The 21,377-nt window shown below is 67.0% G+C and carries 22 protein-coding genes; 8 read left to right on the plus strand and 14 right to left on the minus strand.

All coding sequences use genetic code 11. The features are described 5' to 3' along the window. Positions 1-14: 14 nt before the first annotated feature. Positions 15-1,217, minus strand: coding sequence for an MFS transporter (locus ACYU98_RS14515; protein ID WP_460468940.1), 1,203 nt, complete (start codon positions 1,215-1,217; stop codon positions 15-17). 162 nt (positions 1,218-1,379) lie between these two features. Between ACYU98_RS14515 and ACYU98_RS14520 the strand changes: the two genes are divergently transcribed. From ACYU98_RS14520 to lpdA, 4 genes are all read left to right on the plus strand, one after another. Next, positions 1,380-2,942: a catalase gene (locus ACYU98_RS14520; RefSeq protein ID WP_460468941.1), complete on the plus strand. Its 1,563-nt coding sequence runs from the start codon at positions 1,380-1,382 to the stop codon at positions 2,940-2,942. A gap of 69 nt (positions 2,943-3,011) precedes the next feature. Then, positions 3,012-3,542, plus strand: a complete 531-nt coding sequence (locus ACYU98_RS14525; RefSeq protein ID WP_460468942.1) for a hypothetical protein — start codon at positions 3,012-3,014, stop codon at positions 3,540-3,542. 4 nt (positions 3,543-3,546) lie between these two features. Next, positions 3,547-3,879: a DUF952 domain-containing protein gene (locus ACYU98_RS14530; protein ID WP_460468943.1), complete on the plus strand. Its 333-nt coding sequence runs from the start codon at positions 3,547-3,549 to the stop codon at positions 3,877-3,879. 66 nt (positions 3,880-3,945) lie between these two features. Further along, positions 3,946-5,346 carry a dihydrolipoyl dehydrogenase gene (lpdA, locus tag ACYU98_RS14535; protein ID WP_460468944.1) on the plus strand — a complete coding sequence of 467 codons (1,401 nt, stop codon included), beginning with the start codon at positions 3,946-3,948 and terminating at the stop codon, positions 5,344-5,346. A gap of 98 nt (positions 5,347-5,444) precedes the next feature. Here lpdA and ACYU98_RS14540 read toward each other — a convergent pair whose 3' ends face one another. The 4 genes from ACYU98_RS14540 to ACYU98_RS14555 form a co-directional block, all read right to left on the minus strand. After that, a complete protein-coding gene (locus ACYU98_RS14540) occupies positions 5,445-6,023 on the minus strand; it encodes a maleylpyruvate isomerase N-terminal domain-containing protein (protein WP_460468945.1) in 579 nt (192 codons plus the stop codon). Further along, positions 6,020-6,520 (minus strand): SRPBCC family protein, encoded by a 501-nt coding sequence (locus ACYU98_RS14545; protein ID WP_460468946.1) that lies wholly within the window; start codon positions 6,518-6,520, stop codon positions 6,020-6,022. The genes ACYU98_RS14540 and ACYU98_RS14545 overlap by 4 nt, the downstream gene beginning before the upstream one ends. Continuing rightward, complete coding sequence (locus ACYU98_RS14550; protein ID WP_460468947.1) at positions 6,517-6,861, minus strand: ArsR/SmtB family transcription factor; 345 nt, start codon at positions 6,859-6,861, stop codon at positions 6,517-6,519. Before ACYU98_RS14550 ends, ACYU98_RS14545 begins: the two co-directional genes overlap by 4 nt. A 75-nt stretch (positions 6,862-6,936) precedes the next feature. Next, complete coding sequence (locus tag ACYU98_RS14555) at positions 6,937-7,683, minus strand: DinB family protein (protein WP_460468948.1); 747 nt, start codon at positions 7,681-7,683, stop codon at positions 6,937-6,939. Between the two features lie 65 nt (positions 7,684-7,748). Here ACYU98_RS14555 and ACYU98_RS14560 point away from each other — a divergent pair, with 65 nt between their 5' ends. From ACYU98_RS14560 to ACYU98_RS14575, 4 genes are read left to right on the plus strand one after another with little or no spacing between them, the layout of a single operon-like run. Next, positions 7,749-8,240 (plus strand): flavodoxin family protein, encoded by a 492-nt coding sequence (locus tag ACYU98_RS14560; RefSeq protein WP_460468949.1) that lies wholly within the window; start codon positions 7,749-7,751, stop codon positions 8,238-8,240. A 57-nt stretch (positions 8,241-8,297) separates the two neighbouring features. Then, positions 8,298-9,266 carry a zinc-binding dehydrogenase gene (locus tag ACYU98_RS14565; RefSeq protein WP_460468950.1) on the plus strand — a complete coding sequence of 323 codons (969 nt, stop codon included), beginning with the start codon at positions 8,298-8,300 and terminating at the stop codon, positions 9,264-9,266. A 37-nt stretch (positions 9,267-9,303) separates the two neighbouring features. Beyond that, positions 9,304-10,140 (plus strand): patatin-like phospholipase family protein, encoded by an 837-nt coding sequence (locus ACYU98_RS14570; RefSeq protein ID WP_460468951.1) that lies wholly within the window; start codon positions 9,304-9,306, stop codon positions 10,138-10,140. Then, positions 10,137-11,132 carry a 1-acyl-sn-glycerol-3-phosphate acyltransferase gene (locus tag ACYU98_RS14575; RefSeq protein ID WP_460468952.1) on the plus strand — a complete coding sequence of 332 codons (996 nt, stop codon included), beginning with the start codon at positions 10,137-10,139 and terminating at the stop codon, positions 11,130-11,132. Before ACYU98_RS14570 ends, ACYU98_RS14575 begins: the two co-directional genes overlap by 4 nt. Here the strand turns inward: ACYU98_RS14575 and ACYU98_RS14580 are convergent. From ACYU98_RS14580 to ACYU98_RS14620, 9 genes are all read right to left on the minus strand, one after another. Next, positions 11,123-11,851, minus strand: a complete 729-nt coding sequence (locus tag ACYU98_RS14580; RefSeq protein ID WP_460468953.1) for an SseB family protein — start codon at positions 11,849-11,851, stop codon at positions 11,123-11,125. The genes ACYU98_RS14575 and ACYU98_RS14580 overlap by 10 nt on opposite strands. Further along, positions 11,848-12,591 (minus strand): bifunctional 1-(5-phosphoribosyl)-5-((5-phosphoribosylamino)methylideneamino)imidazole-4-carboxamide isomerase/phosphoribosylanthranilate isomerase PriA, encoded by a 744-nt coding sequence (priA, locus tag ACYU98_RS14585; protein WP_460468954.1) that lies wholly within the window; start codon positions 12,589-12,591, stop codon positions 11,848-11,850. Before priA ends, ACYU98_RS14580 begins: the two co-directional genes overlap by 4 nt. Before the next feature lie 38 nt (positions 12,592-12,629). Beyond that, on the minus strand, positions 12,630-13,247 hold the full coding sequence (gene hisH / locus ACYU98_RS14590) for an imidazole glycerol phosphate synthase subunit HisH (RefSeq protein ID WP_460468955.1): 618 nt from the start codon (positions 13,245-13,247) through the stop codon (positions 12,630-12,632). Continuing rightward, the gene (locus ACYU98_RS14595) at positions 13,244-13,861 is read right to left on the minus strand and encodes a hypothetical protein (protein ID WP_460468956.1); all 618 of its coding nucleotides are present in this window, start codon (positions 13,859-13,861) and stop codon (positions 13,244-13,246) included. Before ACYU98_RS14595 ends, hisH begins: the two co-directional genes overlap by 4 nt. 4 nt (positions 13,862-13,865) lie before the next feature. Beyond that, positions 13,866-14,501 carry an imidazoleglycerol-phosphate dehydratase HisB gene (gene hisB, locus ACYU98_RS14600; protein ID WP_460468957.1) on the minus strand — a complete coding sequence of 212 codons (636 nt, stop codon included), beginning with the start codon at positions 14,499-14,501 and terminating at the stop codon, positions 13,866-13,868. Further along, positions 14,498-15,625 carry a histidinol-phosphate transaminase gene (locus ACYU98_RS14605; RefSeq protein ID WP_460468958.1) on the minus strand — a complete coding sequence of 376 codons (1,128 nt, stop codon included), beginning with the start codon at positions 15,623-15,625 and terminating at the stop codon, positions 14,498-14,500. The genes hisB and ACYU98_RS14605 overlap by 4 nt, the downstream gene beginning before the upstream one ends. Next, positions 15,622-16,968, minus strand: a complete 1,347-nt coding sequence (gene hisD, locus ACYU98_RS14610; RefSeq protein ID WP_460468959.1) for a histidinol dehydrogenase — start codon at positions 16,966-16,968, stop codon at positions 15,622-15,624. Before hisD ends, ACYU98_RS14605 begins: the two co-directional genes overlap by 4 nt. An 89-nt stretch (positions 16,969-17,057) precedes the next feature. Next, positions 17,058-20,039, minus strand: a complete 2,982-nt coding sequence (locus ACYU98_RS14615) for a bifunctional [glutamine synthetase] adenylyltransferase/[glutamine synthetase]-adenylyl-L-tyrosine phosphorylase (protein WP_460468960.1) — start codon at positions 20,037-20,039, stop codon at positions 17,058-17,060. After that, on the minus strand, positions 20,036-21,373 hold the full coding sequence (locus tag ACYU98_RS14620) for a glutamine synthetase family protein (protein WP_460468961.1): 1,338 nt from the start codon (positions 21,371-21,373) through the stop codon (positions 20,036-20,038). The genes ACYU98_RS14615 and ACYU98_RS14620 overlap by 4 nt, the downstream gene beginning before the upstream one ends. Between the last annotated feature and the right edge of the window lie 4 nt (positions 21,374-21,377).

Consider the following 21,377-nt stretch of genomic DNA (forward strand, 5'->3'; position numbering starts at 1 on the left):
GCGGCCGTACGCGGTCAAGCGGCGAGGTCGACCTCGGCCACCGACAGCCGTCCCCGGCGACGCAATGCGACCGCTGCGGCGCCGACGACGGCCAGCGCCGCACCGATGAGGGACACAAGGACGAACCCGCCGGCGTAGCCCGCGCGGTCGATGGCCAGGCCGCCGACCGGTGCGCCGATCGCAGAACCGGCGGTCATGAACGAGCCGTGCCAACCCATCGCTTCACCGCGCGCCGACTCGGGCACGACGCGAGCGACGGCGTCGACGGTGGCGGTGATCGTCGGAGCGCAGAAGAGGCCAGCCACCACACCGGTGCCCGCGAGCCACCACATGTTGGGCGCGAAGCCCATCGGGATCGTGGTCACCGCCAGGCCGAAGAGCAGCAAGAACGGCGAGATCGGCCGACTCAGCGCGCCGTAGAGCAGACCGCCGACGACTGATCCGAGCGACCAGAAGAGCAGGACGGCACCCATCTTCGGAACCTGCCCGAAGTCACGCATCGCCGCAACGATGCCAACGTCGCTGCCGGTCAGGACGATGGTTGCCCCGACCGCCGCGCTGCAGACAGCCAGGAAGCGGCCCCGCAACCAGCGACTGCGTGGAATGGCGACCTTCATACCGCCCACCAGGTCAGCGTCTCCGCGCAGCGGCGGGTTGCTCCACCACAGCACAGCGCCGAAGACGACACCGATCATCTCGATGCCGAGCAACACGTAACGAGTGGACATCACCGTGCTCAGCCAGACCGCAGCCAGCGGCCCGACCATGAACGACAACTCGACCACGACTCCGTCGAGTGACAGAGCGGTGCGGCGTTGCGACTCAGGCACCGCCGCAATGACGCCCTGACGGACGATCGAGAAGGTCGGCACCACGAAGAGCCCGCCGATTGCTGCCAGCACGAGCAACCACCAGTAGCCCACGAACGGCGCGATCATCCAGACAACGGCCGAGACGATCAGCGAGGGCAGGACGACGCGGCGCAGGCCGAGGCGGTCCAGCAGCCGGCCACGCCACGGACCGGAGACCGCGATCGCGACGGTGGCCACGGCTGAGACCAGGCCAGCATCGGTATATGACCGGCCGAGGGTCTGCACGACGTGCAGCGTCAGGATGACGGCGGCGCTGAAAATCGGGATCCGCAGGATGAAACCGAGCAGCATGATCCGCACGGCGGACCTGTTGCCCAACACAGTGCGGTAGGGGCTGATCGACATGAGCCACATTGTTCCAAACCGAAATCTTCGAAATCAAATTAATTCTCGGTGAGTTCGCTCACCACCCGCAGGGATGGATCGGTGCTCGGGGACCAACCATCGGCTGCGCAGAAGTGTGAGGCTGGAAGAGATGGCTTTTCCACCGGCGAAAAGGACGTTCCCATGACCGACCAGCACCCCTCCCCCGAAGCCGAACTCGGTTCCACCACCGACACCGGCGCCCCAGCCCCCAGCGACCGCAACTCGCTCACCGTCGGTCCCGACGGGCCGATCTTGTTGCATGACACCCACTTCCTGAGCCAGATGGCTCACTTCAACCGCGAGCGCATCCCCGAGCGAAATGTTCACGCGAAGGGGTCCGGGGCGTTCGGCGAGTTCGAGTGCACTCAGGATGTGAGCGCCTACACGAAGGCCGCCCTGTTCCAGAAGGGCAGCAAGGTCGAGATGCTGGCGCGCTTCTCGACCGTCGCCGGCGAGCAGGGCTCCCCCGACACCTGGCGGGACCCGCGCGGTTTCGCGCTGAAGTTCTACACGCCGGAGGGCAACTACGACCTCGTCGGCAACAACACGCCGATCTTCTTCGTCCGCGACACGATGAAGTTTCCCCACTTCATCCGAAGCCAGAAGCGGCGCGGTGGATCCGGGCTGCGCGACAACCACATGCAGTGGGACTTCTGGTCGCTCACTCCGGAGTCGGCTCACCAAGTCACCTATCTGATGGGCGACCGGGGCATCCCGAAGACGTTCCGCCACATGAACGGCTACGGCTCCCACACCTATCTCTGGATCAATGACGCCGGCGAGAAGCACTGGGTGAAATATCACTTCCACAGCAACCAGGGCGTCGAAGGCCTGACCGGCGAGGAAGCCACCCGCATCGCCGGCCAGGATGCCGACCACCACCGGCGCGATCTCTACGACGCCATTGACGGCGGTGACTTCCCCAGCTGGAAACTGTCGGTGCAGGTGATGCCCTACGACGACGCCAAGACCTACCGGTTCAACCCGTTCGACCTGACCAAGGTGTGGCCGCACTCGGACTACCCGCTGATCGAGGTCGGCACGATGACGCTGAACCGGAACCCGGACAACTTCTTCGCGCAGATCGAGCAGGCCGCCTTCGAACCGAGCGCGCTGGTTCCGGGCATCGGCTTCTCGCCCGACAAGATGCTGCTCGGCCGAGCCTTCGCTTACGGCGACACCCATCGCTATCGGATCGGGCCGAACTACCACCAGCTCCCGGTCAATCAGGCCAAGGCGGTCAAAGACAAGAACACCTACAGCTTCGATGGCCCGATGGCCTTCGACCACACCGGCGACCAGCCGGTCTACGCCCCGAACTCCGAGGGACGCGGCTACGCCGACAATCTTGGCGAAGTCGAAGAGAGCTGGGAGAGCGACGGTCCGATGGTGCGCGAGGCCTACACGCTGCGCGCCGACGACGACGACTTCGGTCAGGCAGGCACCCTCGTACGCGATGTGTGGGACGACGATCAACGCGAGCAATTCGTGCAAACGGTCGCCGGGCACCTACTCGGCGGGGTGAAGTCGCCGGTGTTGGAGCGAGCGTTCGACTACTGGAAGAACGTCGACGCCGACACGGGCGGGCGCATCGAGAAGGCCGTACGCCTCGGCCAGGGTGGCGCGAACCCCGGCGGCGAGGCCGACGACGCCAAGGTGGTCAAGGACCCGATCGTCGAGAGCAACACCCAAGCAGGCAACTGAGCTCGACCCGTACGAGGCGGCCCGGCGCGTTCGACGCGCCGGGCCGTCGCGTTTGGCACCATCGACCTCATGGGTTGGAACACCACATTGACCGTCGTCAAGGAGTGCACCCCCGAAGACCTCGGGAAGGTGCTCACTTTTGGCGAGCCGACGTCCTGCGACCACGGCGCCGACGACGCGGTCGCCATTGCGGTCTCGGGTGCCGTCGTCATCGCCGGCAGCCACGATCGGTTGGCGGAGATCGGCAGTGCGCTTGCCGCGACCGAACGGCGAACGGTCACCGTTGTCTTGGGCAGCGTCAGCGACACGTACGAGTTGCGGGTGCAGGATGGCGACGCCGTCCTGCGCCACCTCGTGGAGTCCGCCGGCGACACTGTCGTTGACGAGGGCGAACCGCTGGCCCGCGAGCCGCTCGCCGCGCAAGAGCAGTTCGCCGAAGACCGGTTCCTGGCGCTCTGGCAGATCGCCGGCGGTTTGATGATCGGTGACTGGTATTTCGACCCGGACGGGCGCGCGGTGTCCCTGGCTGGCCAGCTACCCGCCACTCCCGACCGCGCCGATACGAATCGCGGACTGCGCCGGTGGTTCGGTCGTGCATGAACCCGTGGACTCTGTGAACCTCTTTCACCTCGCTGACCCGTTCGATTACGGACTGGCTTGTGTCACAGGTGAATACCGGATGTCGACTCGCGGGCGGACGCTCGAGGAGGTCGGCTTCGTGCACCTGTCTTACGCCCACCAGTGGCCCCTGACGCGGCAACGGTTCTACGCCGACGTCGACACCCCGCTGCTGCTGCTCACCATCGATCCGACCGGGCTCGACGTACGTCCGGAGGTTGGCAACCCGGCCTCCGGTGAACTGTTCCCGCACCTGTTCGGACCGCTGCCGCTGCGCAACGTCGTACGGGTCGAACGGCTCGATCCCCCGCACGCCTGAACCCCTCGTACCGCTCGGTTCGCCGGTCCCCGGCAACGCTGGGACCGACGGCGTTAGGCTCAGCTCGTGGCAGATCACTTTGACGTCGTTGTCCTTGGCGCGGGCCCCGGTGGCTACGTCGCCGCCATTCGCGCCAGCCAGCTTGGCCTGCGGGCCGCTGTGGTGGAGAAGAAGTACTGGGGAGGTGTCTGTCTGAATGTCGGTTGCATCCCCAGCAAGGCCCTGCTGAAGAACGCCGAGCTGTCCCACACCCTGACTAAGGAGAAGGACAAGTTCGGCATCGTCGGCGATGCGACGATGGAATACGGCCCCACTCACAAACGAAGCCGCGCGGTCTCCGACGGCATCGTCAAGGGTGTCCACTTCCTGATGAAGAAGAACAAGATCACCGAGATCGATGGCTGGGGCACCCTCAAGGACGCTCACTCCATGACGGTCGCGCTCAACAACGGTGAGACCCAGGAACTGACCTTCGACAACCTCATCCTCGGCACCGGAGCGACCACCCGGATGCTGCCCGGCGTTTCGGTGAGCCAGAACGTCGTCACTTATGAGGAGCAGATCCTCGACCCGAACTTGCCGAAGTCGATCATCATCGCCGGCTCCGGCGCGATCGGCGTCGAGTTCGCCTACGTCATGACCAATTTCGGCGTCGACGTGACGATCGTTGAGTTCCTCGACCGGATGGTGCCGACCGAGGACGAGGAAATCTCCAAGGAACTGGCCAAGCACTACAAGAAGCTCGGCGTGAAGGTGCTGACCGGCACCAAGGTCGAGTCTGTTGAAGACACCGGCTCAGGCGTGAAGGTCACCGTCTCCCCCGCCAAGGGTGGCGACCAGCAGGTCCTCGAGGCCGACCGACTGCTGTCGGCGATCGGTTTCGCGCCCCGGCTCGAGGGCTACGGCCTGGAGAACCTCGGCGTCGAGACCACCGATCGCGGCGCGATCAAAGTCGACGACTACGGCCGTACGAACGTCGACAACGTCTACGCGATTGGTGACGTGACCGGCAAGTTCATGCTCGCCCACGTCGCCGAAGCGATGGGCATCGTCGCCGTCGAGACCATCGCCGGCGCCGACACCCAGACGATCGACTTCCAGAACATCCCGCGCGCCACCTACTGCATGCCGCAGATCGGTTCGATGGGGTTGTCCGAGGCCCAGGCCAAGGAAGCCGGCCACGAGGTCAAGACCGCCAAGTTCCCGTTCACCGCCAACGGCAAGGCCATGGGCCTCGGTGAGCCGGTCGGCTTCGTGAAGGTGGTCGCCGACGCGGAACACAACGAAATCCTCGGCGTCCACATGATCGGCCCCGACGTCACCGAACTGCTCCCGGCCGCGGTCACCGCGACGACCTGGGACCTCACCGCCGCCGAAATGTCGCGGGTCGTGTGGGCCCACCCGACGCTGGGTGAGGCCCTGAAGGAAGCGTTCCACGGCATCGAAGGGCACATGATCAACTTCTGATCGATGCTCCTTCGCAGTCGAAGGGCCTCCGGCGCACGCGCCGGGGGCCCTTCACATATTCCGCAACGCCAGCCTCCGCTGGGGTGCGGTGGTTGTTCTCAGTGGTGCGGTGGCGCCCAATGCGGGTCTCGTCCCAGGAAAGCGAACAGCTTGTCCTGGTCGGTGGCGTCGTCGGCGACTGGTTGCTGCTGGCCGAACTGACCGCTCGGCCGGAGTTGCTCCTCGGCGGCCGACATCCCGACGTACGCGTCGTGCACCAGGTCCGCGTCGAGGGTGTCGTCCAGCCCGTTGGAGCGGGCCAGATCCCAGGTGTGGAAGAAGACGTCGCCGGTGAAGATGTTGTTGATCAACTCCGGAACCGGGTTCTGCCCGGTGTATTGGTGCGTGTGGATCAGATCCATCGAGGCGGGGTCGTCCAGGATCTGCTGCACCTGAGTGTCGAACGCAGCCCATGCCCCTACCGGATCGTCGGCTGCGGACGGGCCGGGCTGGATCGGAGCGACATCACCCAGCACCGCGGGCAGCCAGGTCACGAGGTGGTTCACGACATCGCGAGCCGCCCATTCCTGCACCGGGGTCGGGGCGTCCCAATCGCTGACGGCCCGCACCCGGTCGCTGAAACCAGCCGCGATGATCCGGTACTTCTCTGCAATCGGCTGATCGGGCAGGCGGGTCATGCGATGGTCCCGTCGGCAACGAGTCCATCGAGCTTGGCGTAGCCGTCGTTCACGCCGCGTTCCATGCCACTGTTCAGCCAGCCTTCACGCGCCTCGAACGAGTCAACTAGCGATTGTGCGTGCAGCCGGGTCCAGCCATCGCCGAGATCCTCAAAGGTCAACGTTTCCAACGAAACTCCGTCGGGTTCGCCCTCGAAGGTAAAGGTCTGGACCAGGCGGTCAGGCCGCACCTCGTGGAAGCTGCCGTGGAAGGCATACTCCTCGTCGCCCCGGGTGTTCACGAAGCGCCAACTCCCACCCGTACGCGCGTCCCAATGGTCGATCCGCACACCGAGGTCGTCCGGGCCCACCCACCGCTGATAGATCTCGGGGTCGGTGTGTGCCCGGAACAACTGCGCCGGCGTGGCGTGGAAGTCGCGGGTGATGTGAATGATCGGCAACTGCGGGTCGGCCTCAATCCGGGCCTTCTCCACATGCTGATCGGTGTTGCTGGTCATGACGTTTCTCCCTCTGCATCGGTGCGATTCAGGTCCTGCAGAACTGCGTCGAGGCGGCTGAGCCGCTGTTCCGCCCGGCGGTGGTGGCGGTCGATCCACTCGGTGAGTCCACCGAGAACCGCCGCTTCGAGGTGCACCGGACGCCGCTGCGCATCCCGGCGCCGGGTCACCAGACCCGCCGCCTCCAACACCTTGAGGTGCTTGCTGATCGCCTGCAGGCTCATGTCATAGGGCGCGGCGAGCTCACCCACCGTGGCGTCCCCGATCGAGAGCCGCGCGACGATGTCTCGTCGCGTCGGATCTGCCAGAGCCGCGAACGCCCTAGACAGCTGGTCCTGCATGATCGATCCCTTGTTCAACCGCTTGGTTGATAAAAGCTTTACGCAGCGTGTCCGGATTGTCAACCAGTTGGTTGATCACCGGCGGGTGAGCGCATCCAGGTCTCGGGTGGCGTAGCGCAAGTGCTCCCACCCTTCTTCGAGAATGGTTATGAGACAACCAAGGACCGTCTCGGAATAGTGCGGAGCCCACGGATGCGGGTGCTCCTCACCTAGGGTCTGGGCCGTCACGGTGGAGACGTAGTCGCGCACCATCGTGGCTCGCTCTGCGAACGCGGCCAACACCTCGTCGTACGCCGGCAGCCCGGGAGAGAAGACCGTCGGGTCATAGCCATCGGAGTAGTACTCGACGTTCGGCTGGCCGATCGGGTGGTAGGGCTCAGCGATCTCCAGCACCGCACCCCGCAGCCAGGTGTCGATCGCCATCACCAGGTGACGGACCGTCTGGGCGAACGACCATTCACCGTCAACCGAGACGTCCGGGATCTCCGGCGACATCGCGGATACTCGCGCGAACACTCCGGTCCACGCAGACTCGAGCGCCGCCCACGCCGCGCGCAGCTGATCGGAGTCCGCAGGTCGGCGCAGCGACCGACCGGGGAACCGGCGATCGAGCTCCGCGTTCACATATCCCGTGACATCAACTCCGTTGACCCACAATGGCTCTCCACTCTCAATGAGCCACGGCGCGTCGAGATCAGCGCGACCGAGCTGGACTCCACGCAACACCGCCCCGGACAGGTCCGAGCGCACGAATCGCGCGCCACGTAGGTCTGTCGCAATGAAGCGTGCGTCTTGCAGATCCGCTGACTCGAAGGTTGCCATGGGTCCAGCCTGTCAGTCACGGGGTGCGAGGTCCCCTTGGGCCACCGATGCGGTTGGCTGGACCCATGGCCACGCTGCTCATCGCTCACCACTCCCCCACCCGAGCGACGCGCGCACTCACCGAAGCGGTCGTTGCCGGAGCGACTGACGACGCGATCGACGGCGTACGAGTCGAGGTTCGCGAGGCGCTGACCACCACGGCCGACGATCTGCTCGCCGCCGATGGCTACCTGCTCGGAACGCCAGCGAACTTCGGCTACATGTCCGGCGCGTTGAAGCACCTCTTCGACAGCACCTTCCTGGCCATCGGCGGGGCTCTCGACGACTCCGGTTCCGCTGCTGGCACCGGCGCAACCACCGCGGGGCGGTCGTACGGGCTCTACGTCCACGGCCGTTACGACACGACCGGAGCTGTGCGCGCGGTGCAGGCAATCGTCGGTGCGCTTGGTTGGAAGCAGGCGGCGCCGGTGGTCGACATCACCGGCGAAATCGACGATGCGGCGATCGCGCAGGCGTACGAACTCGGAGCGACCCTCGCGGCCTTGCTGAGCGAGTGACGCCAGGTTGGATCCGCCCCCGACCGCCGGGCGGATGAATCCGCTTAGGGTGGGCGAATGATCGCTGCATACGCCGCCCGCACCGACGCCACGGACCCCCTGTCCGCGCTTGAAGTCGGCGAGCTCGACCAGTCGGCCGCCCCGGAGGGTTGGGTCACTGTCCGGATGCGGGCCATGAGCTTGAACCATCACGACGTGTGGTCGCTGCGCGGCGTCGGACTTCCCCACGAGCGGTTGCCGATGGTGCTCGGCTGTGACGGGGTCGGCGAGACCCCTGATGGTCGAACTGTCGTGTTGCACACCGTGATTCCGTCTCCCGGCTGGTCCGGCGACGAGACGCTCGATCCGAAACGCACGTTGCTCTCCGAACTGCATCCGGGCACCCTTGCCGAGCAGGTTCACGTTCCCGCAGCCAACCTCGTTCCGTTGCCCGACGGCCTCGCGGTCGAACACGCGGCCTGCGTCTCGACCAGTTGGTTGACCGCGTTTCGGATGCTCTTCGTGCAGGCCGGGGTGCGACCGGGCGACACCGTTCTGGTGCAGGGCGCCGGCGGTGGTGTGGCGACCGCAGCAGTACAGCTCGGAACTGCCGCAGGGCTGCGCATGTGGGTAACCAGCCGGGACGAGGCCAAGGGCGCCCGGGCGATCGAACTGGGCGCCGATGCGGCGTACGCCAATGGCGAGCGGCTGCCCGACCGCGTCGATGCGGTGCTCGAGACGGTCGGCGCCGCGACCTGGTCCCACTCCATCAAGTCGCTGCGCCCGGGCGGCACCGTGGTGATCGCCGGCGCCACGTCGGGCGATGCTCCCACGCATGCAGAGCTGACCCGAATCTTCTTCCAACAGATGCGAATTCAGGGGTCGACGATGGGCACACGAAGCGAGTTGCAGTCGCTGCTCGCCTTCATGGCGCAACACCAGATCGCGCCGACGATCGATTCCGTACGTCCGCTGGCTCAGGCGCGCGACGCCTTCGCCCAAATGATCGATGGAGACGTGTTCGGCAAGTTGGTCCTCACCGTCTGAGCCAGCTCCGCAGGTAGTGGTGGATAGGGTCGGTCGGGTGAGCAGCCAGAAGCCGCGTACGGCGTTCGTCCTGGGCGGCGGTGGGGCCCTCGGCGCGAGCCAGCTCGGGGCGTTGCGCGCGCTGGTCGAGCGGGAGATCGTTCCTGACGTCATCGTCGGGACCAGCATCGGAGCGATCAACGGCGCTTACTTCGCCGGGAACCCGAGCCTTGACGGTCTCGGCGCACTCGGATCACTGTGGAACAGGCTGACCTCGGTCCGCGGACTGCGGCAACAGTCCGGCTATCTGCGCCGGCCGAGAGCCGCCGACCTGCGCACCCACATCTATCCCTCCGGTGGGTTGCTGCAATTGCTGCGCGACGAACTACCGGCCCGCCGCTTCGAGGACCTCGCAATCCCGTTCCAGTGCGTCGCCGCCAGCGTCGAACACGCCATGGCCCACTGGTTCGACTCGGGCGAACTGGCCGCCCCCGTCGTCGCTTCCTGTTCCGTTCCGGGCTTGTTCCCACCCTTCCGGATCGCCGACGAGCACTACCTCGACGGCGGCTTGGTCCACTCGATCCCGGTCGGCCGCGCGCTGACTCTCGGCGCCACCCGGATCTATGTCCTCCACGTCGGCCGCGTCGAGCAACCGCTACGGTCACCACGCTGGCCGTGGGAGGTAGGTCAAGTCGCCTTCGAGATCGCCCGCCGACACCGCTACCTCGAGGAGCTCGCCACCGTTCCCGACTCGGTCGAGTTGGTGGTGCTTCCCACCGGTTCCGAACGCTCCCCCGCCGTCTCCCTCAGTCAGCTCGGCCGCAGCGCGATCAACCGACGCATCAACGATGCCTATGCCGCGGCGACCGCCCACTTGGATCGGGGCATCGAATGAATCTCCCCGTCCTGCCCCGCTGGGCTCGCCGCACGTTCCGCGACCCGATCTACGTAGCGGCCGCGCCCTTGGTGGGTGGTGTGCTGCTGATTGCTGGCGGGCTCGCCCGCATCCTGGAGATGCCAAGTCGACGAAAGCGCGCCTCACGCTTGCTTTGGTCCGGCGCGGCCGCCGTACGCCTGGATTACTTCGTGTTCGCACGTTGCGTCTGGCTGTGGTGCACAGCGCGTCCCGACGGTGGCGACAGTCTGTGGTGGAAGCAGCAACACAGTCGCGTTCTGGGCGAGGAACTGCACCGCTTCATGACCACGCTCGATCGGCTGGTGGGGATCGACCTGTCGATCACCGCGCCGCGGCTGCAGGACGACGTTCCCGTCTTGGTGTTGTCGCGCCATGCGGGTGCTGGCGACTCACTGCTGATGGTCTACGTGATCACCCACTACCTCGGGAAGATCCCGCAGGTGGTGCTCAAGCGCGAGCTGCTCTGGGATCCCGCGATGGACCTAGCCCTCGGTCGACTGGACGCATACTTCCTACGCAGCAACGGCGTCACCGCCGAGCAGCGCGCCGCGGAACTGGGTGCGTTCGCCGATCGGGTCGAACCCCAGGACGCGACGTTGTTGTTCCCGGAGGGACGCAACTGGACCCCGCGACGCCACGCGGACGAGGTCGCCACCGCTCTGGAGAAGGGTGATGAAGCCCGCGCGGCGTGGCTCCAGCGCAATCCACGGGTGTTGTCCCCGCGGGCGACCGGGGTTCGCCGCATCCTGGCCGCTTGTCCGGGAATCCAGGTCATCATCGCCGGGCATCAAGGCCTGGAAGACCTCATGTCGGTGCTGGCCATCTGGCAACAGCTGCCCCTCGAGCGGGTGCTGAGCATCGACTTGCGCGCGACCGAAGCGCCGGCCGACGAACACGTCGAACGCTGGCTGCACGAAGAGTGGGAACGCCTCGATGCCTGGACCGACGCCCTAGACGAAGATCAGGCCTGACGGATCGCGAATCCCACGGCGTCGATCCGCGCGCGGGTTTCCCCGTCGGTCGCCAGCTGCTCACCGATGCGTTGCGCCAGTTCACCGATTGCGCCGGAGTCAAGCCCCGGCCGCAGGCTCAGCACGATCCGGAGCGCACCCTCGCCGCCGTCCGCACACGTCGCCTCGACGACGTCCGGCTCATCCCGTACGGCCGTCTGCACCGCCGCTGCCACATGATCGTCCTCATGGGCCGGGACCCAAACACGCCCCATCGCCAACGCCCACACCATGCTCGGTCGCAGGGCCACACACAGGCCGGCGACGTCGATGACGATCGCCTCGCACTGCTCGCTCACGGCCGCCTGCGCGGCACGTTGCGCGGTCACCGGGCTGGGTCGCGCCTGTTCATCCCACGCGCCAAGGGACTCCATGGAGGTGAATGCCGGCAGCGCTCGGGTTCCGTCGGGAGCCACGAGAACGGCCACGGCCATGTCAGCCGCCTTATCAGCGGTCAACCCTCCGTTGTCGGTCACCTCGGTCGGCTCCGCCACGATCGGCACCAAGAGTCTGGCCGCTGCCACCGCGGCCACCATGGTGGCGTCGTCGGCGATGAGTGCCGCCAGCAATGCTGGGTCGGCGGACCCGTCGTCGTCGCCGAACCCGGTATCGGTTACCTCGCGCCCCTGCCAGGTCCGCCCGGCGGAGTCGGTGGGATCAATGCCGTGCTCGTCGCTCACGGGCGACCCGCCACGTCGAGGGCCTCCCGCAGCGTGAACGCTCCCTTGTAGAGCGCCGATCCAACGATGGCGCCTTCCACCCCCGCCGCGACCAAGCCGCGAATCGCGCGGACATCATCCAGGGTCGAAACACCTCCGGAGGCGATGACCGGACGGTCCGTACGGGCGCAAACATCCTGCAGCAGAGCAAGATTCGCGCCCTGCATCATGCCGTCCTTCGCCACGTCGGTGACGACGTAGCGGGCGCAACCCTCGCGGTCGAGGCGCTGCAGCGTTTCGTAGAGGTCGCCGCCCTCCTTGGTCCACCCACGGGCGGCGAGAGTGGTGCCGCGGACGTCGAGCCCCACGGCCACCCGGTCGCCGTGGTCGGCGATAGCTCGAGCGGTCCACTCCGGGTTTTCCAGCGCGGCTGTTCCGAGGTTGACCCGCCGACAGCCGGTCGCCAGCGCCCGCTCCAACGTCTCGGAGTCACGGATCCCACCGGAGAGTTCGACCTTGATGTCGAGGCGCTGCACGATCGAGGCCAGCAGTTCGTGGTTACTCCCCCGCCCAAAGGCTGCGTCGAGGTCGACGAGGTGGAGCCATTCGGAGCCTTGGTCCTGCCACGCTTTGGCGGCCTGCCATGGGTCACCGAACTCGCCGCCGGTGCCCGCTATGCCCTGCACGAGCTGCACCGCGTGGCCGTCGACGACGTCAACTGCCGGCAGCAGTTCGAGACGCGGTTCCTGCGGTGCGGTCATCTTCAGATCTCCTGGGTTCAACGACGGGTTGGACGAATTCACAATGAGTTCAGCCAGTTCCGCACCAAGGCGGCCCCGGCATCACCGGACTTCTCCGGGTGGAATTGGGTGCCGCAGAGCGGACCGTCCTCCACCGCGGCAAGAAAGGTTGCCCCGTGATCGGCGGTGCTCAGCACTCCGGCGGGCAACTCCCGACCGGCCATCAGCGGGGCGTAGGAATGCACGAAGTAGAAGCGTTCGTCGCCCAATCCGGCCAGCAGGGTCGACCCTTCACCGGCGGCGACCTCACTCCACCCCATGTGGGGCACGACTGGCGCGCGCAACCGCTCGACGACGCCCGGCCAGAAGCCGAGCCCCGGCCGTTCGACTGAGCTGCGTTCGGTCGAACCCGCGAAGAGCACCTGGTAACCGACACACACGCCCAAGACGGCCGAGCCGCGCGCAAGGCGTTGGCGGATCAGGTCGCCTGCACCGACCGCTGCGAGCCCGGCCATGCAGGCGTGGAAGTTGCCAACACCCGGAACGTAGAGACCATCAGCGGCAGCGACGGCGGCGGGATCGGCGGTCAGTTCGACCTGAGCACCGACTCGTTCAAGCATCCGGACCACGGAGCGTACGTTGCCGCTGCCGTAGTCGAGCACCACCACCGAGGTCACTGGTTCTCCCGGAGCTCGGCGGCCATCGCCGCCTCTTCGCCAGCGACCTTCTCGAAGTGACCGACCGCCTTTTGATCCGGTTCGACCAATACAGCTTCGACGTCGGACTTCACACCGTGTCCGGCGAGCATTTGGCCGCCGGGCAGCGCCAGGGCGGCAATCAGATCCTGCAACTGGGTCATCGGGCTGCCGCTGCGACGACCAAGAACAGCGCGCAGTTCGGTCACCCCCGATTCGACCAAACCAGCGGCTTCGGCCAACTGAGGCAGCCGCAGGGGCGGGAACCCGGGCACCGCATCGGCTCCCCGGCCGGTCTTCCAGCTGAGCATCCGGGGTTCTTGGCGCCAGCCCCGAGTTTGCAGCGTGACGACGGCGAGATCATCAATCACGAAGAACCCGAGGGCTGTTCGCAGTCGGGTTGGCACCGGCCGGTTTGCGGTCACCGTCAGGGCGTCGTCGTAGGGTGCCGTCGCCTGGCTGGGACCTGCGGGCACGACCGCGGTCCAGCCCGACAACGGAACGACATAACTCGGCACCACTCCGCGCCGCACCCAGGCATCGGCCAACCGGCCGTCGGCGTGCAGAAGAAGCAACCCGGGCAGCGTGGGGTTCATCGGTTCAGAGCACACCCTTGGCGCTGGGCACGCCTTGAACCCGCGGATCCCGCTGCACCGCGAACCGCAGCGCTCTGGCCACGGCCTTGAACTGGGCTTCGACAATGTGGTGCGGGTCGCGACCGGAGAGGACCCGAACGTGCAGGGCGATCGCGGCGTGGTGGGCGAAACTCTCGAAGACGTGTCGGGTCAGCGATCCGGTGTAGTTGCCGCCGATGATCGCGTAGATCTGCCCCTCGGGCTCACCTTCGTGGACGGTGTAGGGGCGCCCCGCGACGTCGACGACGGCCTGCACGAGCGCTTCGTCCAACGGGACGACCGCATCACCGAAGCGACTGATGCCGGACTTGTCGCCCAGCGCCTGCCGGATGGCTTGACCCAGCAGGATCGCGGTGTCCTCAACGGTGTGGTGCGCGTCGACATCGGTGTCTCCGTTGGCCTGGATGTCCAGGTCGATCAGCGAGTGCTTGGCCAGGCTGTGCAGCATGTGGTCGTAGAACCGCACCCCCGTCGAGATGGTGCTTTTGCCGGTGCCGTCGAGGTCGACGCGCACCTTCACCGAGCTCTCGGAGGTGGTGCGTTCCAGCTCCGCCACCCGGTGCGGCAGTTCCTGGAACGGTTGGGCCTGAACGGAGTTCATCCGATTTCCTTCCGGTCGTCGACAACGGCGGCCAGGGCCGAGAGTACGGCGTCGGTCTCGGCGGGTGTTCCAGCCGTGATCCGAAGGTGGTGCGGGATTCCGACGTCGCGCACCAACACGTCGCGGTCGAGCAGAGCCTGCCATGCCACGCCCGCATCACGGAAACCCCCGACCAACACGAAATTCGCGTCGCTCGGCACAGGGCGCAGGCCCAGGGCGGCGCAGCCGCGCACCAGGTGATCCCGTTGTTCCTTGATGGCCTCGACCATCGACAACATGGTGTCGGCATGGTCCAGAGCCGCGAGCGCGACCGCCTGGGTCACCGACGAGAGGTGGTAGGGCATCCGGACCAACCGGAGCAGATCGATGAACTCAGTAGACGCGGTGAGGTAACCGACCCGCGCACCGGCGTAGGCGAAGGCCTTCGACATGGTGCGGGTGACGACCAACCTGTCGCGCCCCTCGAGCAGGGCGACCGCGCTGGGGGTGCCCGGCCGGGCGAACTCGGCGTAGGCCTCATCGACGACCACGATCGCGTGGGGCGCCGCGTCGTAGACGGCCTTGACCACCGAGAGGTCCAGGGAGGTTCCGGTCGGGTTGTTCGGCGAACACAGGAACACGATCCGGGGGTCGTGTTCCTGAGCCTGCGCCACAGCGAGCTCGCGGTCGATGTCGAACTCACCGGTCGACTCGCCCGCGCGCGACCCGCGCAGACCATCGACCCAGGTCAAGCCGCTGACACCGCTGATGATGGGGTGCATCGAATAGGACGGAGTGAAGCCCAGCGCCACGGCGCCCGGCCCACCGAACGCCTGCACGATGTGTTGCAACACCTCGTTCGAGCCGTTACCGGCCCACACCTGGTCGGCGCTCCGCGAAACACCGGTGGTGCGCTGCAGATAGGCCGCAAGCGCCGCCCGAAGCTCACTGAACTCCCGGTCCGGATAGCGGTTCAACGAGCCGGCGACGGCGCGCACCCGCTCGGCGATGGTGTCGACGACCACCTCCGGCACCGGGTAGGAAGACTCGTTCGTGTTCAGCGCGACGGCGACGTCGAGTTGGGGGGCGCCGTAGGCCGTACGACCGCGCAGGTCCTGCCGCAGCAGGTCACCCAGTGCACTCATCGCGACCCCTCGAAACGCGCGGTGACCGCCTCACCGTGGGCCGGCAGATCCTCTGAGTTCGCGAGTGTGACAACGGTTTTCGCGACATCCTCCAGAGCGGAACGGGAGTAGTCGACGACGTGGATCCCGCGCAGAAAGCTCTGCACCGACAGGCCGCTGGAGTGGCAGGCGCAGCCGCCAGTCGGCAACACGTGGTTTGAACCGGCGCAGTAGTCGCCCAGGCTCACGGGGGCGTACGGGCCCACGAAGATCGCGCCAGCGTTGCGGACCCGCTCGGCGACGGCGGCCGCATCCTGGGTCTGAATCTCCAGGTGTTCGGCGGCGTAGGCATCGACCACCCGCAGGCCGGCATCGACGTCGTCGACCAGCACGGTCGCCGACTGCCGGCCGCGCAGGGAGACATCGACACGTTCGTGGTGCTTGGTGGCGGCCGCCCGGCGGGCTAGCGCGGCATCGACGGCGTCAGCCAACTCCGGGGAGTCGGTGACCAGCACCGCGGCGGCGAGTTCGTCGTGTTCTGCCTGGCTGATCAGGTCGGCAGCCACCAGTTCGGGGTCGGCCGAGGCATCGGCGAGGATCGCGATCTCGGTCGGCCCTGCTTCCGCATCGATACCAATAAGACCCTTCAGCAACCGCTTCGCGGCCGCCACATAGATGTTGCCCGGGCCGGTCACCAGCGTGACGGGCTCACACACCGTCGCACCGTCGGCATCGCGGGCGCCGTAAGCGAACATCGCGACTGCCTGGGCGCCGCCGACCGCGTGGACCTCGTCAATGCCGAGCAGCGCGCAAGCCGCCAGGATGGTCGGGTGTGGGTAGCCCACGAAGACCCCGGTGTTGTCGACCTGCGGCGGGCTTGCCACGGCGATCGAACCGACTTCCGCCAGCTGCGCCGGCACGACGTTCATGACCACGCTGCTGGGATAGACCGCCTTGCCCCCGGGAACGTAGAGCCCTACGCGCTCGACCGGGATCCACTTCTCGGTGACCGTTCCGCCCGGGGCGACCTGGGTGGTGACCGAACTGCGGCGCTGGTCGGCGTGGACCAGTCGGGCGCGGCGGATCGATTCCTCGAGGGCGGTGCGCACCTCCGGATCAAGCGCTGCGAGCGCCGCATCCAGCACCTTGGTCGGCACCCGCAATGAAGCTGGCCGCACCTTGTCGAACTGCTCGGAGAGGTCCAGCAGCGCTTCGACGCCACCATGCTCCACCCGCTCGCAGATCGGGCGGACCACCGACAGCGCGGCCTCAACGTCGAACTCGGCTCGGGGAAGGGTGCTGCGCAGCCCGCGGGCGTCCAGGGACGTCAGCGCCTCACCACGCAAATCGATACGGGAAATCACTCGCTCAGTCTACGAACTGCAGCCGATCACGCTCCGTGGTGTTCCGCCTCGTGACATCAGCGACCGCTGAGGTAGCGCAAGGGACGCCTTCACCGCGCCGCGTAGGGATCCCAGGTGCGGTCGTCGGGGGTCTCACCGTAGAAGACGCGCTCGACAACCGCCCGGGATTTGCGGGCAGCGCGCAGGTAGCGCTCCCCCAGTTGATAGCCCGAGCCCACCGGCCACCCCATCACCCGCGCGATGCCGTTGGCATCCGTCATGTCGCTGGGCAGCGAGTCGACCGGGCGGCCGCGCCACAGCACCGACGCGTTGCGCAACCGGGAGGCCAACTCCCACGACTCGCGCAACTCGTCGGCTTCCTCCTGGGTCAGCAGGCCGTGTTCGGCCAGCAACCGCAGCGGGGTCAAGGTTCCGGGGTGTCGCAGCGGCGGAATGTCGTGGGCGTGCTGCAACTGCAACAACTGCACCGTCCACTCCACGTCGGACAACCCACCGTGGCCGAGCTTGAAATGCCGCTTTCGATCGCCGCCGCGCGGGATCCGCTCGGCCTCCATCCGCGCTTTGAGGGTCCGGATCTGGCGCACCGCCTTCTCGCTCATCCCACCCTCGGGATAGCGCAACGGGTTGATCAGCTCCACGAACTTCGCACCGACCTGCGCATCGCCGGCGATCGGGGTCGCGCGCAACAGCGCCTGCGCCTCCCAGCCCTCTGACCAGCGGTCGTAATAGGCGGCGTAGGACTCGAGGGTCCGGACGATCGGGCCGGCCTTGCCCTCCGGGCGCAGGTCCGCGTCGACCACCAGCGCCGGATCGGGGCCATTGCTACCGAGCTCCCGCCGTACGAAGTTCACGACGGTCTCTGCCTGCGACTGCGCCCGGGTGGCCACGGCCCCCTCGACCGGGTCGTGCACGAAGAGAACGTCGGCGTCGGAGGCAAAACTGCACTCCCGTCCGCCCAGACGCCCCATCCCGATGATCGCCACCCGGGTCGAAAGACGCTCCCCCAGGTCGCGTTCGACCTTGCGAACCGCAATCCCAAGCGTGGCGTGCAGGGTTGCCGCCGTCAGGTCGGTGATCGCTTTTTCCAGTCCGTCGACGTCGAGCGAGCCGGACAGTTCAGCCATCGCGATCCGGATCAATTCCGTACGCCGGGTGGATCGCAGTCCGAGCACCGCCCGGTCGTCGTCTTCCTGGCGCGCAGCTGACGCCTTCATTGCGGTGATGATCGCCTCGCGCTGCAACGGCACCAGCGCGCCGGCATCTCCCAGCAAGGCTGCGGCCGACGGAGCGCGTTCCAAGAGGTCCGCGACGTAACGACTCTTGGCCAGCACCCGGGCCAGGGTCTCCGCGGCGCTGCCCTCGTCGCGCAGCATCTTGAGATACCAGTGGCTGGTGCCGAGCGTGTCGCTGATCTTCCGGAAGGCGAGCAGACCCTGATCGGGGGCGGCTTCCTGGGCAAACCAATGCAGCATGACCGGCAACAGGGTGCGTTGGATCGCGGCTCGCCGGGTCACCCCGGCGGTCAACGCCTCAAGGTGGCGGATAGCGCCCTTGGGGTCGCGATAGCCGAGCGCCTGCAGCCGGTCGGCGGCGCTCTCCGGGCTCAGCCGAGCCTCGTCATCCGAGAGCCGCGCGACGGCCGACAGCAGCGGCCGGTAGAAGATTCGTTCGTGCAACCGGCGGACCTCGCGGGACTGCGCCTGGCGCAGTTGCTCGACCATCGTGACCGGATCGGAAAACAGCCGAAGCCCACGACCCAGCCGGCGCAACTCCACCTGCGAGGTTGGCATCAGATGCGTACGCCGCATCTTGGCGAGCTGGACGCGGTGTTCCAGGGCTCGCAACACCCGGTAGGCGTTGTCCATCGCCGCCGCGTCGGAGCGGCCGATGTAGCCCAGGCGCGACAGCGCGTCGATCGCCGCAAGCGTGGAGCGCAGTCGCAGTCGCTGGTCGGTGCGGCCGTGGACCAGCTGCAGCAACTGCATGCTGAACTCCACGTCACGCAGGCCCCCGGGGCCGAGTTTGATCTGTCGGGCTGCCTCGCCGGCGGGAACATGGTCCTCAACGCGCCGCCGCATGGCCTGCACGTCATCGACGAAGTTCTCCCGTTTGGCTGCCTCCCACACCATCGGGCCGACGGCGTCGAGATAGGCCTGGCCGACCTCGGGATCTCCAGCGATCGGTCGGGCCTTCAGCAAGGCCTGGAACTCCCAGGTCTTGGCCCACCGCTCGTAGTACTGCTTGTGACTGGCAACCGTCCGCACCAGCGGACCCTGCTTGCCCTCGGGCCGCAGCGCCGCGTCGACCTCCCACAACGTCCCTTCGCCGCTGTGTGTGCTGCAGATGCGCATGATCTCGCTGGCGACCCTGGTTGCGATCGCCAACGCTTCGTCTTCGTCGACGCCCTCGGCCGGCTCCGCGGCGAACACGACGTCGACGTCGCTGATGTAGTTCAGTTCGCGAGCGCCGCACTTGCCCATCGCAATCACCGACAGGCGCGCGCGATCACCGTGCGGATGTTCCCGTACGGCGATGTCGTGGGCGGCCTGCAGGGCCGCGCCGGCGATATCTGCGAGCGCCTCGGCGATCTTCGGCAGTTCCTCGACGGAGTCCCCCGCTACGTCGACGGCGGCAATCCGCACCAGGTGTCGCCGGTAGGCAATCCGCAGAGCATCGCAGGCCTCCTCACCGACTTGGTCGCCCACCGCGTCGCTGATCAGGGCGCGGTAGGTGGCCTCGTCCGCCAACTCAGCCCCGACCACGTCCCGCCACATCTCGGGGCGGCGCACCACGACGTCCGTCAGGGCGCTGGAGGCGCCGAACAGGTTGACCAGTCGTTCCCGACCCGATGTCGGGTCGGTGAGTGCCCGCGCCACCTCGGCGCGTTCGGGGCCGGCCAACTCGTCGTAGAGCCGACACAAACCAAGGGCGGCTTGGTCGGGGTCGGCGCTGCCAGCGAGGAGCCCCAGCAGCGCTTCGGTCGGCCAGTCCGGCAACGCGGAGAGCAACGACGCACCCCGGGTCGGGTCGTCGAATCCGGCGCGGGCGAGATCGGTGGCGCGCAGGGTCACAGTTTCGAGAGGTACTGATCGATCTCGAACTGGGTGACCTGTTCGCGGTAGAGCGCCCACTCGGCCTTTTTGTTGCGCAGGAAGAAGTCGAAGACGTGCTCGCCGAGGGTTTCCGCGACCAGGTCGCTTTCCTCCATCAGGTGGATCGCGTGGTCCAAGGAAGCCGGCAATGGGTCAATGCCCATCGCGCGCCGCTCACGGTCGGTGAGACCCCACACGTCGTCCTCTGCCTCGGGCGGCAGGTCGTATTCCTCGGTGACCCCCTTCAGCCCGGCGGCCAGGATGACCGAATAGGCCAGGTAGGGGTTGCAGGCAGGGTCCAGCGACCGAATTTCGACCCGGGTCGACTGACCCTTCATCGGCTTGTACATCGGGATGCGGATCATCGCGCTGCGGTTGTTGTGGCCCCAGCAGACGTGAGCGGGCGCTTCGGCGCCGCCCCACAGCCGCTTGTAGGAGTTGACCCACTGGTTGGTGACCGCGCTGATCTCGGGAGCGTGGCGCAGCAGGCCGGCGATGAAGCGGCGCCCGGTCTGCGAGAGCTGGTAGGGCGCACCCGGTTCGTAGAACGCGTTGGTGTCGCCGTCGAACAGCGAAACGTGGGTGTGCATGCCCGAACCCGGCTGGTAAGCAAGGGGTTTCGGCATAAAGCTGGCAAAGATTCCACGCTCGAGCGCGACCTCTTTGATGACCGTCTTGAAGGTCATGATGTTGTCGGCGGTCGACAGCGCGTCGGCGTAGCGCAGGTCGATCTCGTTCTGCCCCGGACCGGACTCGTGGTGGCTGAACTCCACCGAGATGCCCATCGTCTCCAGCATCGAGATCGCAGCCCGCCGGAAGTCATGGCCGACACCCTGGGGAACGTGGTCGAAGAAGCCGGCCTGGTCGATCGGCACCGGCTCGCCCTTGGCGTTCGGTTCCTTCTGGAAGAGGTAGAACTCGATCTCCGGGTGGGTATAGAACGTCAACCCCATGTCGGCGGCCTTCGACAGCGACCGGCGCAGCACAGCGCGCGAGTCGGCCGAACTCGGGGAGTCGTCGGGCAACCGAATGTCGGCGAACATCCGAGCGGTGCCCGGTCGGTCGCCGCGCCACGGCAGGATCTGGAAGGTCGAGGCATCGGGGCGCACCAGCATGTCGGCCTCGTAGACCCGGGCCAACCCCTCGATCGAGCTGCCGTCGAACCCGATGCCCTCGGCGAACGCGCCCTCGAGTTCGGCTGGCGCGACCGCCACCGACTTCAAAGTTCCGAGCACGTCGGTGAACCACACCCGGATGAAACGGATGTCCCGTTCCTCGATGGTGCGCAGCACGAATTCCTGTTGCCGATCCATGGCG

The sequence above is a fragment of the Calidifontibacter terrae genome (genome assembly GCF_054778835.1).

Excerpts from the sequence above, each read along its gene's own strand:
- ACYU98_RS14515 (WP_460468940.1), bottom strand. The coding sequence starts at position 1,217 with ATGTCGATCAGCCCCTACCGCACTGTGTTGGGCAACAGGTCCGCCGTG.
- ACYU98_RS14520 (WP_460468941.1), top strand. The coding sequence starts at position 1,380 with ATGACCGACCAGCACCCCTCCCCCGAAGCCGAACTCGGTTCCACCACC.
- ACYU98_RS14525 (WP_460468942.1), top strand. The coding sequence starts at position 3,012 with ATGGGTTGGAACACCACATTGACCGTCGTCAAGGAGTGCACCCCCGAA.
- ACYU98_RS14540 (WP_460468945.1), bottom strand. The coding sequence starts at position 6,023 with ATGACCCGCCTGCCCGATCAGCCGATTGCAGAGAAGTACCGGATCATC.
- ACYU98_RS14545 (WP_460468946.1), bottom strand. The coding sequence starts at position 6,520 with ATGACCAGCAACACCGATCAGCATGTGGAGAAGGCCCGGATTGAGGCC.
- ACYU98_RS14550 (WP_460468947.1), bottom strand. The coding sequence starts at position 6,861 with ATGCAGGACCAGCTGTCTAGGGCGTTCGCGGCTCTGGCAGATCCGACG.
- ACYU98_RS14555 (WP_460468948.1), bottom strand. The coding sequence starts at position 7,683 with ATGGCAACCTTCGAGTCAGCGGATCTGCAAGACGCACGCTTCATTGCG.
- ACYU98_RS14560 (WP_460468949.1), top strand. The coding sequence starts at position 7,749 with ATGGCCACGCTGCTCATCGCTCACCACTCCCCCACCCGAGCGACGCGC.
- ACYU98_RS14565 (WP_460468950.1), top strand. The coding sequence starts at position 8,298 with ATGATCGCTGCATACGCCGCCCGCACCGACGCCACGGACCCCCTGTCC.
- ACYU98_RS14575 (WP_460468952.1), top strand. The coding sequence starts at position 10,137 with ATGAATCTCCCCGTCCTGCCCCGCTGGGCTCGCCGCACGTTCCGCGAC.
- priA (WP_460468954.1), bottom strand. The coding sequence starts at position 12,591 with ATGACCGCACCGCAGGAACCGCGTCTCGAACTGCTGCCGGCAGTTGAC.
- ACYU98_RS14595 (WP_460468956.1), bottom strand. The coding sequence starts at position 13,861 with ATGAACCCCACGCTGCCCGGGTTGCTTCTTCTGCACGCCGACGGCCGG.
- hisB (WP_460468957.1), bottom strand. The coding sequence starts at position 14,501 with ATGAACTCCGTTCAGGCCCAACCGTTCCAGGAACTGCCGCACCGGGTG.
- ACYU98_RS14605 (WP_460468958.1), bottom strand. The coding sequence starts at position 15,625 with ATGAGTGCACTGGGTGACCTGCTGCGGCAGGACCTGCGCGGTCGTACG.
- ACYU98_RS14620 (WP_460468961.1), bottom strand. The coding sequence starts at position 21,373 with ATGGATCGGCAACAGGAATTCGTGCTGCGCACCATCGAGGAACGGGAC.